A 14,395-nucleotide genomic window follows, 5' to 3' on the forward strand; every position below is an offset into this window, starting at 1 on the left:
AGCTTGTCTTCGTTTGAGGATATTAAAAAAAGCCCTATTTAAGGGCTTTTTCTAAACTGATTCAAGATTAGACGGTGCGGGTCAGGAATTCGTTCAGTGCCTGCTCATATCAATCTGATGCTTTGAGAAAATTTCTTTGGCATGACTGACTAGTTCTGTATTGGTAGGGAAACTGATTTGGGTGTTCTTTGTGATGTTTTCCGATGTAATAGGCTTTTATATCAAATCTTATGGCTCCGAAAATCTGAAAATAAAAAAGTTGAACAGCTTTACTAAGCAATCGTTCAACTTTTTTCTGCAAAATCTCAGCAGGATTCAAATCAAGCATTTCCTAGAAAAAATCCGCAAACAAATCCAACTGATTATCCTCAGGCAGATTGCCGAGAATGCCCATGTCGTCCATGGCTTCGACGGCGGTCTGGGAGACGCCAGCCCGCTTTCTGAGTTCCATTTTGCTGAGGAATTCACCTTCTTTACGGGCTTCCACAATTTGTTTGGCGACGTTTTCGCCTAGGCCATCCATCGTGACAAATGGCGGAATCAGTGTGTCACCCTCGATGATAAATTCTGTTGCTTCTGATTTATAGAGGTCAATCTTAGAAAACTTGAAGCCCCGCTCCAGCATTTCATTGACCAGCTCAAGGGTACCAAGCAAAGCATCTTCGGTCGCTGAAGAGTCAAAGCCCTTGTCTCTGATTTCCTTCATCTTGGCCTTGACGGCGTCGAGCCCTGCCCCCATGGTTTTGATGTCAAAGGCATTGGCACGAATCGAGAACCATGCACAGTAGTAATAAATCGGGTAATGGACCTTGAAATAGGCCACGCGCAGGGCCATCATGATATAAGCCGCCGCATGGGCCTTAGGGAACATGTACTTGATCTTAGAACATGACTCGATGTACCACTCTGGGACATCGTGGGCCCGCATTTCTGCCAGGTAGCCCTCACGTTCTTCTTCGTCCATCTTGCTCCACATCCCCTTACGGACACGTTCCATGATGTTAAAGGACATGGACTCAGAGAGGCCCTGGTGGATCAGGTAGACCATGATGTCGTCACGACAACCGATGACGTGACTGAGGTCGGCAATCCCTTGTCGGATCAAGTCTTGGGCATTACCCGCCCAGACGTCTGTCCCGTGGGAAAGGCCTGAGATTTGCAGGAGGTCGGCGAAAGTCTTTGGCTTGGCCTCTGCAATCATGTTCATAGAGGTGAAGGTCCCCATTTCAGGAATCCCTAGGGTTCCCAGCTTGACCCCAATCTGCTCAGGCGTCACACCCAGGCTCTCGGTCGAAGTAAAGAGTTTCATGACCTCCGGGTCATCCATAGGAATGTCTTGGGGCACGATGCCAGACAGGCTCTGGAGCTTCCGAATCATCGTCGGGTCCAAGTGACCCAGAATATCGAGTTTCAGGATATTGTCATGGATGGCGTGGAAGTCAAAGTGGGTCGTTTTCCACTCGGCATTGACATCATCTGCTGGAAATTGGATTGGCGAGAAGTCGTAAACATCCATATAGTCAGGGATAACGATGATCCCACCCGGGTGCTGACCGGTCGTCCGCTTGACGCCAGTCGCTCCGATAGCAAGCCGTTCAATCTCAGCCCCCCGGTACATCTTGCCATAATCACGCTCATAACCTTTGACATAGCCAAAGGCTGTCTTTTCTTGGACACCGGCAATGGTCCCGGCACGGAAAGCATGGTCTTCACCGAAAATATCGCGGACGTCCAAGTGGGCATCAGGCTGGTCTTCCCCAGAGAAGTTCAAGTCAATATCGGGCACCTTGTCACCTTTGAAACCAAGGAAGGTTTCGAAAGGAATGTCATGGCCGTCTTTGATGAGCTTGTGGCCACAATTTGGACAGTTATCATCAGGCATGTCATAACCAGAGCCGCATTCCCCGCCCTCAAAGGCATGGAAGTACTGGCAGTCAGGACAGCGATAATGGGGTGGCAGAGGGTTAACCTCGGTAATCCCAATCATGGTCGCAACCAGTGATGAGCCGACGGAACCCCGGGAGCCGACGACATAACCCCGCTCATTTGAGCGTTTTACCAGCTCTTGCGAGATGATGTAGACGACGGAGAAGCCGTTTCCGACAATCGAGCGGAGCTCTTTTTCAAGCCGGGCGTCAATCAGGTCAGGAAGTGGATTGCCATACCATTCGTGGGCCTTTTCATAGGTCAGGCGGACAATGCGTTCTTCTGAGGTCTCGCCACCTTCAAAGGTCATGTTTGGTGTATAGAGGTCATCACGGACGGGCGTGAGGACGTCAAACTCTTCAGCCAGGGCCTGGGTGTTGTCGACGACTAGCTTTTGGGCTGTTTCTTCGCCGAGGAAGGCAAAGGCCTCTAACATCTCGTCTGTCGTCCGGAAATGAGCCTTGGGCAGGGGTGCTGGCAGGGCGTGTTCGCCACGGCCGATGGGCCGGTTAATCATAGCCCCCTGGCCGAGCGATCGGATAATGATTTCCCGGTAAATCTCGTCTTCTGGGTTAAGATAGTGGCTATTGCCGGTCGCAAGGACAGGTTTCCCCAGCGTCTCCCCAATTTTCAATAGGTCGCGCAGTGCATTTTGCAGGGCTTCTTCGTCGCCGATTGTTCCCTGGGCAATCAGGGGCAGGTAGTATTCTGGTGGCATGATTTCAATGAAATCATAAAATTTTGCGACTTCTAAGGCCTGGTCAAAAGACTGGGTGGTAATGGCCTCCCAGACCTCGCCCTCAGAGCAGGCAGAGCCAACGATAATGCCTTCCCGGTGGGCCTCAAGGACGGTCTTTGGAATCCTTGCTACGCCAGAGAAGTAGTTAACATTAGAATATGAGACAAGCTTAAAGAGGTTCTTTAGGCCTTCCTGGGTCCTGGCATAGAGCGTCGCATGCTTGACTCTGGCCTTCTTGTAGGAATCCTCGGCGACCAGCTCGGTGTTGAGCTGGTTGAGGTTTTGGATGCCCCGCTCACGGGTCTCTTCGATAAAGATAAAGAGGAGACGGCCGGTCGCTTCAGCATCGTAGTTGGCCATGTGGTGGTGCTCAAGGCCGACGCCAAAACGCTTGGTCAGCGGGCCAAGGCCGTGTCGCTTAAAGTCCGGATAGAGATTGCGGGCGTATTCTAGCGTGTCAATGACGGGCTGTGTAATGACCGGCAAGTCATTTCTCCGGTAGTTTTCATTCATGAAGCCCACGTCAAAGGTCGCATTGTGGGCGACGAGGATGCTTCCTTCGCAGAAGGCCTGGAATTCTTCGAGGACCTGCTTGAGGGGCTTGCTCCCCCGGACATGCTCATTGGTAATCCCGGTCAGGTCGGTCGTAAACTCGCTCAGCGGGTGGCCCGGATCGATAAATTCATCAAATTCCTCGATGACATTGCCCTTATACATCTTGCTGGCAGCGATCTGGATCAGGTTGTTGTAGACGGCAGAGAGGCCGGTCGTTTCCACGTCAAAGACGACGTATGTTCCTTCATGTAAGTCGGCATCGACTTCATTGTAGGTAATCGGCACCCGGTCTTCGACCAGATTGGCCTCGACACCGTAGATGATTTTAATGCCATTTTTCTTGCCTGCCGAGTGGGCTTCTGGGTAGGCCTGGAGGCCTGCGTGGTCAGTGATAGCAATAGCTTTGTGGCCCCATTTTGCGGCTTGTGCGACGAGGTCTGTCGGCGTGGTCAGGGCATCCATGGTTGACATATTGGTGTGAGCGTGGAATTCGACCCGCTTTTTATCTTCCGGAGCCTTGTCATGACGGACATTTTGGGTTGGGATTTCTTCGATGTTATTGGCAGACATGATGATCTCATGCTTGTAGTTATCCATCTGAAGATTGCCTTGGACCTTAAGCCAAAGTCCCTTTTTGACCTTGTCAAACTGGGCAATGTCTTCTTCCTTCCGGCCCCATTTTTGGATGATATAGCTCGAAGAATAGTCGGTCATCTTGAACTCCAGCATATGGCTTTCCTTGCCGGTCGAGCGATTCTTGAAGGTCTTGTGCTCAGCGGCAAAGACGTAGCCCTGGAAGAGGACGTTGGACTCCTCGCCGATAACGTCCGCCATGCGGGAAATCATGCCCTTATTGCCGATGGGCCGGCCGAGTTGAATCGTGTCGGGTGCCTCGACTGGGGCCTTGTTGCTCTTGGACTTCTTAGGTTCTTGTTGGCGCTTGACCGCGACCTCTGCCTGAGCCATGCTTGCCTGCTCGAGCGTGGCCTGAAGCTGGGCCTCGTAGGAAGCCAGCCGCTCCTTGCTCAGGCTCTCGTCAATCATGGGCCGGAGCGTGATCTTTCCAAAGCCAAAATCTTCAAATCTTTTTTCCAAAAGTGGAAAATAGCGGACGATGAAATTGTCCATCATAGGATTGTCTTCGACGACCAGGTTGATCTGGACGCCTCGTTTTTCGATTTTGTAAGGCTTGAAAAGGCTGACAAAGGCTGGGTCATCGAGACCTGGCAGGCTGAGGGCATACTGGTAGTAGGCGTTGAGGGCTTCTTCATTAGCCTCTTGTTCTGTTTTGAGCTTGACGGCCACCTCGGTCTCAGCAATGTTTTGAAAGGCCACAGCGGTCAGCTCTCTGATCAGCTTGAAGTCAGCGACAGGCAGGAGCTCGTCAAAATTCAAGACAAAGCGCCAAAGCCCGCTCTGGGCATGGACTTCGACCGCCTCCAAGTCACCGGACAGAAAAAGACCCGCCCGTCTTTTTTCTTCAGGCAGCTTGATTTGATCCATCCATTTTTCAAAAAGATTTTCCATTGTAGACCTCGTTTTCCCCAGCTTTTTACTGAGAATCTTATCTTTAATTATAGCATATTTTGAGGAGGGGAATTTGGCTGGGAAGTCTGTTCATGTGGTCCGTTTTCGTTCCAGAAATACTACAAAGCACTGTGAGGCCGCAAGCGAACGCTTTGCGTTCCATTGCTAAAACTGGAGCCCTTCGGTCTCCAGTTTTGCCAATATTTCACAGTGTTTGCAGCATTTCTGGAACGAAAACTCCTAGCTGACTTTAGTCATCAAAAAAACACCTTGCCAATGGGCTGGGTGTTATCTTTTTTCCTATGCTAGAACATCGGCCCGATAGAAATCAATCCTGACCCGAGAGCTTGGTCTCGGAAGCTTCGAGCTCTGATCCACTTATAGAATGTCTGGAACAAAGCGGTTCTCAATCCATTAAGCATCCTGATTCAAAATCTTAACGGTATTCACCAGCTCTTCCTTATTGACTTCAATCGTCTCACCAGTTGCACGGATCTTGAGCTCGACGATACCTTCAGCTGCCTTCTTACCAATAGTTACTCGTACTGGCAGACCGATCAGGTCGCTGTCTGCAAACTTGACGCCGGCACGTTCGTTACGGTCGTCAACAAGGACATCGTAGCCTTCAGCCTTGAGCTCTGCTTCGAGCTCTTCTGTTAAGGCCATTGCCGCCTCGTCCTTGGTATTAACTGGGACCAGGTGGATGTCAAATGGAGCCAGGCTCTTAGGGAAGTTGATCGACCAGCTGAATTTGAAGTCTTCCTTCGGTGTCTTTTCAACATAAATCCGGGCAAATTGCTCGAGAATCGCTGAGAGCAGGCGGCTGACACCGATACCGTAAGAACCCATGATAATAGGAATAGCCTTGCCATTCTCATCAAGAACCTTGGCATTCATGGATTCAGAGTAGCGGGTACCGAGCTTAAAGATGTGGCCAATCTCAATCCCACGTGCAAAGGTCAGCGTACCACGGCCGTCAGGTGAGACTTCACCTTCTTTGACTGTCCGCAAGTCTACGAATTCATCCACATTGAAGTCGCGCTCAAGATTGGCATTGATATAGTGGAAGCCGTCTTCATCTGCCCCAACCACGCTATTGTTCATGATTTCAACTTCGCGGTCAGCAATGATCCGAAAACCTTCCAGCCCAACAGGGCCGAGGGAACCGAAGTGGGCGCCGAGTTTTTCAAAGACTTCATCTTCAGCAGCCGGCTCAAGGAAATCAGCCCCCAAGAAGTTGGTCAGCTTGACTTCATTGAGTTCGTCAGTTCCACGGAGGAGAACGACAACCAAGTCTTCATCAGCTTTATAGACCAGGGTCTTGATGAGCTTGCTGGCATCTACATTAAGAAATTCAGAAACTTCTTCGATGGTCTTGGCATCAGGTGTGGCAACCTTTTCAAGCTCGAGGAGCTCTGTATGTGAAGGATGGTTTTCAAACTGGCTAGCTGCCATCTCTAAGTTGGCAGCATAGTCGCCACCTTCGGCATAGACAATCGTATCTTCGCCGGCCACCAGCCACTTGTTGAGCTCGTCGACGATGTCATCTTGAACGCTGGCAGGAATTTCATCGATGCTAGCAATAGATTTATCCAAAATCAACCATTTGTTCAGGTCGCTCCGGTCGTCAGTCACGGCCATGAACTCTTGCGAGTCCTTGCCACCCATGGCACCACCGTCACCGATAATCCCCTTGAAGGTCAGGCCAGCCCGGCTGAAGATGTTTTCGTAGGCCCGCTTGTAGTCATTATAGGTCAGGTCAAGACTCTCATAATTGGCGTGGAAGCTGTAACCGTCTTTCATGATGAACTCACGACCGCGGAGGAGGCCGTAGCGAGGGCGTTTTTCATCCCGGTATTTTGGCTGAATCTGGTAGATGTTCAGCGGAAGTTTCTTGTAAGATGTGATTTCATCACGGACAAGTGCCGTCATGGTTTCTTCGTGGGTTGGGCCCAGGATAAAGTCTGAGTTATCCCGATTTTTCAGCTTGTAGAGGTCTTCTCCGTAGGTATCGTAACGGCCAGATTCCCGCCAGAGGTCGGCAGTGAGGAGGGCAGGAGCGAGGAGCTCGACCGCCCCGATTTCATCAAATTCTTCACGCATGATGCCTTTGAGCTTGCTCAGGACACGCTGGGCCAGGGGCAGATAGGCGTAAATCCCTGAAGTGACCTGGCGGACATAGCCGGCCCGCAAAAGCAGGGCATGGCTGATGACTTGGGCGTCTGAAGGCATTTCCCGGAGGGTTGGGATGAGCATTTTTGATTGTTTCATTGATGGATTCCTTTTTTATTGGTGTTGGGCTTGTTTGTTGATGATGAATTAATGGCCGAGGGCCCGCAGGATATCATTCCAGGTGACCGCAATCATCAGGAGAATCATGAAGACCACGCCGATTAGCGTAATGATTGATTCCTTTTCCTGTGACAGGGGCTTTCTGCGGATGGCCTCAATAATATTGAGCAGGATTTTACCGCCGTCGAGGACCGGAATCGGGATCAGATTGACAATCCCGAGGTTAATCGACAGCATGGCCAGAAATGACAGGACGGTCGTAAAGCCGCCTTGGGCCGCCTGGCCAGAAATCTGGAAGATGGCGACCGGACCGCCCAGCTGATTGAGCGAGGGCTGGGTGATCAGATGGCCCAGGGCCTGGAAAATCAGGGTCATGGCGTTGAGCGTTTGTGTAAATCCGCCCGTGAGCTTGTCGACAAAGCCAGTCTTCATGGCTTGACCAATGCCTAAACGATAAGCTCCGGCTTCTTTTTTAGCGGCAACATTGATGCTCTTCGACTGGCCGTTCCGCTCAATGTCGAGCTTCATCTCACGGCCGTCAGAAGCTGCGATGGTCTGTGCGACCTCGTTCCAGCTGATGGTGGCTGTGCCATTGATGGCAATGACCTTGTCGCCGGATTTAAGGCCGGCTGTATAAGCTGGCGTGTTTTCTGCGACGGTACCTACGACATTATCCGGATTGGGCACGCCCCCCTGGAGAAAGGCCAGGAGGATAAAGGCGACGAGGCCCAGGATAAAGTTGTTGAGCGGGCCTGCGAAGTTGGTCAGGATTTTACCAGGAATGCTGGCCGATTGATATTGAACGTCGAGTGGAGCTATCCGGAGCTCTGTCCCGTCTTCTTCAATGACAGTCGCATCATGCAAGACCGGATAGCGTTTGACTTCGCCGAAGACCTCACCTTCTATGAAGAGGGCCTCTTCAAAGTCGTATTCTGTGACCAGCATCGGGATGGCCTGCTCGAGGGTCAGCCGGTCAGACAAGTTAATCCGGCTGACTTTTTCATTTTCTAGAAATAAGGAAACCGGCTGGCCTTTTTTAATTTCTGTCGTATCATCGCCCCAGCCAGCCATGCGGACATAGCCACCAACTGGGATGATGCGGATGGTATAGAGGGTCCCGTCCTTGGCCCGGTGGCCAAAGATTTTCGGCCCCATCCCGACCGCATATTCCCGCACCAGGATGCCCGCCTTCTTTGCAAAGAAAAGATGACCATACTCATGGATGGACACAATGATTCCAAAAACAATGATAAAGGTAATGAGTGTGATAAAGAAATGGCTCATGGGCATCCTTTCTCAGGCTTAAAACAAGCCCAGCAAGTGCATGATAGGGAAGACGAAAATCAGATTGTCAAAGCGGTCTAAGATACCGCCGTGGCCAGGCAAGAGCTTGCCAGAGTCCTTGACACCAAAGTGTCGCTTGATGGCAGACTCGACCAGGTCACCGATTTGACCAACCACTGAGAAGATAATGGCAAAGATAATTAATTTAATAAAACCAATCTCAGGCAGGTCATGCTTGAAGAAGAGGAACATCAGGATGGTCACGACAACAGCCGCAGCGACACCACCGATAGAGCCTTCAATCGTCTTGTTTGGCGAAACCGAAGGAATCAGCTTGTTCTTGCCAAAGTACTTGCCGACAAAATAGGCTGCAATATCGGTCGCCCAGACAATCAAGAGGGCGAGAATCACGATGTATATGCTGGCATTTCTTGCCCCAAGCAGGCTCTGGAAACCAATTCCCACATAAAATGCAGAGAGAAATGGAAAGCCGACATCCTCAAAGCTGTATTTTCCTTTTGAGAAAACCATCCCAGCCAACATGGCAAAGAGGAAGAAGGTAAAGAGCATGAGGTGACCGTCAGCACCCGGGAACCACTGGTCGCTAATTGGCAGGGCCAGGCTCAGCGCTGCGAGCGTCGCCAGCACACCTTCAAAAGAAAGGATGCTGAGCTTTGCCATCTTGAAGAGCTCCTGCATGGCGATGATCACCAAGAGGGCTGTAAAAAGTTCAAACCAGGCACCACCAAGGACGAGCAAGGCAATAAAAATCGCTCCCCCGATGACTCCTGTAATAATACGTTGTAACATGTTTCCTCCGTAATAGAGTTAGAGTTTTTTCAGACTATAAATAAGGTCCTTTTCGTTCCAGAAATTCTACAAAAAGCACTGTGAGGCCGACAAGCAAAGCTTCACAACAATAATCTTAAAAATTTTAACTTACTTAGACAGGCCACCAAATCGGCGGTCACGGCTGGCATAATCCTCAAGTGCAGCGTCAAGTGCTCCCTCATCAAAGTCAGGCCAGGCTGTCTCCGTGAAATAAAGCTCGCTATAAGCCGCCTCCCAGGGCAGGAAGTTGGACAGGCGGAGCTCGCCAGAGGTCCGGATGACCAGGTCAGGGTCCTGTAGGTCACCTAGAAATGCGGTTTGTAGATGCTGGCTGATGAGTTCTTCTGTGATCTCCTCAGCAGGCAGGCCCGCCTTTGCAATGGCCTGCATAGCCAGGACCAGCTCACGACGTCCGCCGTAGTTCATGGCAAAATTAAGAATCATGCCGTCATTTTCACGTGTTTCTTCCATGGCCCGGTCGATGGCGTCAAGCGTTGCCTTAGGCATGGCTTCACGTTCGCCCGTCATCCGGATCTGGATATTTTCTGCCTTGAGTATCGGCAAATACTTACTGTAAAAGTCGATGGGCAGGCTCATGATGAATTTGACTTCATCCATAGGCCGGCTCCAGTTTTCAGTGGAGAAGGCATAGACTGTCATCGCCTGGATGCCCCGGCGGGAAGCATGGACTGCAGCCCGGTTCAAAGCATCCATCCCGGCCTTGTGACCAAAGATGCGAGGCTTGCCCTGAGCCTTGGCCCAGCGACCATTGCCATCCATGATGACAGCAATATGGCCCGGCAGGCGAGATTGACTTGTTTCATTTTTTTTCTTAAACATAAGACCTCTGTCAGCTGCAGGCTTCTTTTGCTTACAGTTAGTAGGTCTATTTTACCATATTTTGCTGGCTTTTTGTAGGATAGGCAAGTATTCCTGGCCTCTGATCTGGATAAAAATTAGGAAATCCTCCTAAAATATTAGCAGATAAAAATTTGTGTTGCTTTTACTCTAGCACAAAGGGGACTAAAACAGGGCTGAGAAGACATAAAGGCAGCTCCCTATTGCTAGGAAGCATGCCTTCTGATTTTTTTATTTTGCATACCAGGCAATGCCTTCGTATTTCCAGCCTCGTTTTTTAAGCGTGTCCCGCTCATTTGTAGATGCTGTCACAAAGTGGCTTCCCACGCCAGCTGCTGGATTGAAGAGGCGATAAATTGCCTTTCCTCCTCCTGAGTAGAAGGCAGTCCCTTCACGTTTCCAGCCATGCTTGCTGGTCAGGACACTGGCTTCATAGTTGTCTGTGGTATAAAGGTGCTCACCTGACTTTGGATTGTAGACACGGAAGACGCTCTTAGAGGCTGATTTTGGCGAATACCAGGCCACACCTTCATAGGTCCAGTCCACTGTTCTTTCTACAAGGGTCTGGGCCTCATTGAGGTCTGTCGTGTAGAGGTGCTCCATACTTCTTGTGTTATAGAGACGATAAACATTGTTGTAGCCTGCCGGTGGTGTTGGTGGCACAATCGAAGCCGAGAAGATGTTCTTGTAGTCAATCGATACATCTACTGGATTTGCTCTAAGATTGCCAGTCCCTTGGAAGTACATCTGACTAGAGTACTGCCAAGCCCCGTAAGCTGTGTTACGGAGGTCGCTTGCACTTGGCTTACCATAGAGGTATTGGGCGACCCACATGTTTTTCACACCGAGTGTATTCCCATTGATTTTGCCTGAATTAATCCAAGACGCTGACGCATAATAGCGAACATTGTAATATCCAGCAGACTTCAACGTATTTGCAAATGTTTGAGAGGCAGAGGTCCAGTTTCCTGCGTAGCCACTTTCTGCATCTTCAATCACTACCGTGCTGGTTGGTAGGCCAAGCGCCTTGGCCTGTTTGGCAAAATAAGCGGCTTCCCCTGCTGGGTTATTGTCAATTTCAAAACGAGCAAAGTGGTAAACAGCAACCCGGAGGCCTGCCGCACGGGCCATGGCAATCTGGCTTTTAGCGTAAGGATTGGTATAGGTCGTGTGTTCTGTCAGCTTCACAACAATCGTCTTTACGCCCGCAGACTTCAAGGCGTTAAAATCAGCCTGATTCATCCAAGACTGGTAAGAAGCGATATCTACCGCATCCTTACGTGGAAGACTGCTATCGCTGGAGCTAAGATTGTCTGGTGCATAGTCGCTGAACTGGACAACACTCCGCTTCGCTCTTGCAACTGCAGAACTGTCTTCAGAAGTCTGGGCTTGTGAGTCCTGGACTTCTTCAGCCTGGATAAAATCGCCCATCCTATGGTTTCCCACCGCTTCATCAGCGTGAACCGTCGAATAGCTCAATAGACTAAAAAGGACAATAAAAAATGACGTGATTACTTTTCTCATACACCCATTTTAACAAAAATAACATCAAATGCAAAAGCAATCATGTGAGATTTCTTTATTTCGATTTCTCAGACTTTTGTTTTATAAGCGTTAAGCCTTTGGCTAAAGACAATTAAAAAGCCCCACTAGGGAGCTTTTTGGATAAGTATGTTAACAGGATTGAGTTAGCCAGGAGTGGAACGAAAGGGACCACACGAGAAAGCTCACTACTTCTTCAACTCCTCAATTCGAGCCACCGTACTATCAAACTTCTCCTGATAATCCTCCAGCTTATCCTTCTCCTTCTGGACGACTTCAGGTTTGGCATTTGCTACAAACTTCTCGTTAGAAAGCTTGCGGTTGACCATGTCGAGTTCTTTTTGCCATTTGGCGAGCTCTTTATTAAGGCGTTCGATTTCTTCGTCGATGTTAATCAAACCAGCCAGCGGGAAGTAAAGCTCAGCCCCCGTGATGACGGCAGACATGGCCTGCTCAGGCACGTCGACCTGCTCAGCAATCTGGAGCTCAGATGGATTGGTGAAACGTTCGATGTAGGCAGATACAGCATTCAAGAAGTCTGCTTTATCAGATTTCACAAACATTGGCACAGCTTTAGAGAGCGGAGTGTTCACTTCTGCGCGGATATTGCGGACAGCTGTGATAAGCTCAATCAGCATGGCAACGCCGTCATTCGCTTCAGCATCATCAAATTCTGGACGCACTTCTGGGTATTTCGCGACCACGATAGAACCCGTGGTATTTGGCAGCTTCTCAAAGATTTCTTCTGTGAAGAAAGGCATGATAGGGTGGAGGAGACGGAGCACTTGGTCGAGGACATGCACCAGCACACTACGTGTGACTTCTTTTTCAGCTTCGTCTTCACCGTAAAGGACTTCCTTGGTCAACTCGATGTACCAGTTAGCAAATTCGTCCCAGATGAAGTTATAGAGCATGTGCCCAGCCACACCAAACTCGAACTTGTCCATTTGCTCAGTGACACGTTTCACCGTGTCATTGAGACGAGTGAGAATCCAGCGGTCTGTAACGTTACCTGCCGACTTTTCAGCGACTTTAGCGAGATTGCTTGCGACCATCTCCGCTGAAATTTCACCGACATTCATGAGAATGTAGCGGCTAACATTCCAGATTTTGTTAATGAAATTCCAGGCGGCGTCCATTTTATCATAGCTGAAACGAACATCTTGACCTGGTGCAGAACCATTTGAGAGGAACCAACGGAGGGCATCCGTCCCATATTGCTCGATGACATCCATCGGGTCAATCCCATTGCCGAGGGATTTCGACATCTTGCGCCCTTGTTCGTCACGAATCAGACCGTGAATCAGGACATTTTCAAATGGACGCTGATCTGTGAACTCAAGACTTTGGAAAATCATCCGTGACACCCAGAAGAAGATGATATCATAGCCTGTCACCAAAGTTGATGTTGGGAAGTAGCGTTTGAAGTCTGCCGAGTCAGTGTCAGGCCAGCCCATTGTAGAGAAAGGCCAAAGGGCAGAGCTAAACCAAGTGTCCAGCACGTCTTCTTCCTGCACCCAGCCTTCGCCTTCGGGTGCTTCCATACCAACGTAAGTTTCGTCGCCACGATACCAAGCAGGAATTTGATGTCCCCACCAGAGTTGACGAGAAATCACCCAGTCATGAACGTTTTCCATCCATTGCATGAAGGTGTCATTGAAACGAGGGGGATAGAAAGTGACCTTGTCGTCTGTGCCTTGGTTGTCAATGGCTTGCTTAGAAAGCTCATCCATTTTAACGAACCATTGAGTTGACAAGCGTGGCTCTACGATAACGCCTGTACGCTCAGAGTGGCCGACTTCGTGAACAAGCTCTTTTACAGAGACGAGTTGACCGAGTTCCTTGAGGTCCGCAACAATTTGCTTGCGGGCTTCAAAGCGGTCGAGGCCTTCGTATTTACCACCTTCAGCGTTGATGGTGCCGTCGTCATTCATCATGTTAATCATCGGCAAATCATGACGACCAGCGACTTCAAAGTCATTCGGGTCGTGAGCAGGCGTGATTTTAACGACACCGGTTCCTTTTTCCATGTCAGCGTGTTCGTCAGTGAGGATTGGGATTTTACGATTAACCAATGGAACAATCACATTTTTACCGACCAAATCCTTGTAGCGGTCATCGGCAGGATTGACGATAACAGCTGTATCTCCGAGCAAAGTCTCAGGACGAGTCGTCGCAATTTCCACCGTGCCTGAGCCATCTTCGAGTTTGTAGAGAATGTTGTAGAAAGCGCCGTTGACTTCTTTGTGGATTACTTCGATATCAGAAAGGGCAGTTTTGGCTTTTGGATCCCAGTTGATGAGCTTTTCGCCACGGTAAATCCAGCCTTTTTCATACAGTTTAACAAAGACCGTACGAACAGCCTTGTTCAAACCTTCATCAAGGGTGAAACGCTCTCTGTCATAGTCAACAGAAATCCCCATCTTCGCCCACTGCTCGTGGATGGTTTCAGCGTACTCATCTTTCCATTCCCAGACCTTGTCAAGGAATTTTTCACGACCAAGGTCATAACGCGAAATGCCTTGCTCTGCAAGACGTCCCTCAACCTTAGCCTGAGTCGCAATCCCGGCGTGGTCCATCCCCGGCAACCAAAGCGTATCAAAGCCCTGCATGCGCTTTTGACGAATGATGATATCTTGAAGCGTCGTATCCCAAGCGTGCCCGAGGTGGAGCTTACCCGTCACGTTTGGTGGTGGAATCACGATGCTGTAGGGATGACTTTCAGATGTTGAGCCATTTGAGCCCGGCTTGAATACGCCAGCATCAAGCCATTTTTGGTAGCGGCCGGCTTCTACTTCTTTTGGGGTGAATTTTGTGTTTAGTTCTTGCATAGTTTCCTCC

The 14,395-nt window shown here is 49.8% G+C and carries 7 protein-coding genes; all 7 read right to left on the reverse strand.

The window, feature by feature from the left end:
• Positions 1-331: 331 nt before the first annotated feature.
• A complete protein-coding gene (locus NtB2_RS03035; RefSeq protein WP_109245476.1) occupies positions 332-4,747 on the reverse strand; it encodes a PolC-type DNA polymerase III in 4,416 nt (1,471 codons plus the stop codon).
• A gap of 414 nt (positions 4,748-5,161) precedes the next feature.
• Positions 5,162-7,018, reverse strand: a complete 1,857-nt coding sequence (locus tag NtB2_RS03040; RefSeq protein WP_109245477.1) for a proline--tRNA ligase — start codon at positions 7,016-7,018, stop codon at positions 5,162-5,164.
• Between the two features lie 48 nt (positions 7,019-7,066).
• Complete coding sequence (gene rseP, locus NtB2_RS03045; protein ID WP_109245478.1) at positions 7,067-8,323, reverse strand: RIP metalloprotease RseP; 1,257 nt, start codon at positions 8,321-8,323, stop codon at positions 7,067-7,069.
• Between the two features lie 18 nt (positions 8,324-8,341).
• A complete protein-coding gene (locus tag NtB2_RS03050) occupies positions 8,342-9,133 on the reverse strand; it encodes a phosphatidate cytidylyltransferase (RefSeq protein ID WP_109245479.1) in 792 nt (263 codons plus the stop codon).
• A 129-nt stretch (positions 9,134-9,262) separates the two neighbouring features.
• Positions 9,263-9,994, reverse strand: a complete 732-nt coding sequence (uppS, locus tag NtB2_RS03055) for an undecaprenyl pyrophosphate synthase (RefSeq protein ID WP_109245480.1) — start codon at positions 9,992-9,994, stop codon at positions 9,263-9,265.
• Positions 9,995-10,243: 249 nt separating this feature from the next.
• Positions 10,244-11,536: a GH25 family lysozyme gene (locus NtB2_RS03060; RefSeq protein ID WP_225867041.1), complete on the reverse strand. Its 1,293-nt coding sequence runs from the start codon at positions 11,534-11,536 to the stop codon at positions 10,244-10,246.
• A 206-nt stretch (positions 11,537-11,742) separates the two neighbouring features.
• On the reverse strand, positions 11,743-14,385 hold the full coding sequence (locus NtB2_RS03065) for a valine--tRNA ligase (RefSeq protein WP_109245482.1): 2,643 nt from the start codon (positions 14,383-14,385) through the stop codon (positions 11,743-11,745).
• Positions 14,386-14,395: the final 10 nt, after the last annotated feature.

Origin of the sequence: Lactococcus termiticola, assembly GCF_003116835.1 — a bacterium.
GTDB classification, from domain to species: Bacteria; Bacillota; Bacilli; order Lactobacillales; family Streptococcaceae; genus Lactococcus; species Lactococcus termiticola.

What these genes read in the sequence shown, in the direction of transcription:
- NtB2_RS03035 (WP_109245476.1), bottom strand. Translation starts at nt 4,747, where the DNA reads ATGGAAAATCTTTTTGAAAAATGGATGGATCAAATCAAGCTGCCTGAA.
- NtB2_RS03040 (WP_109245477.1), bottom strand. Translation starts at nt 7,018, where the DNA reads ATGAAACAATCAAAAATGCTCATCCCAACCCTCCGGGAAATGCCTTCA.
- rseP (WP_109245478.1), bottom strand. Translation starts at nt 8,323, where the DNA reads ATGAGCCATTTCTTTATCACACTCATTACCTTTATCATTGTTTTTGGA.
- NtB2_RS03050 (WP_109245479.1), bottom strand. Translation starts at nt 9,133, where the DNA reads ATGTTACAACGTATTATTACAGGAGTCATCGGGGGAGCGATTTTTATT.
- uppS (WP_109245480.1), bottom strand. Translation starts at nt 9,994, where the DNA reads ATGTTTAAGAAAAAAAATGAAACAAGTCAATCTCGCCTGCCGGGCCAT.
- NtB2_RS03060 (WP_225867041.1), bottom strand. Translation starts at nt 11,536, where the DNA reads ATGAGAAAAGTAATCACGTCATTTTTTATTGTCCTTTTTAGTCTATTG.
- NtB2_RS03065 (WP_109245482.1), bottom strand. Translation starts at nt 14,385, where the DNA reads ATGCAAGAACTAAACACAAAATTCACCCCAAAAGAAGTAGAAGCCGGC.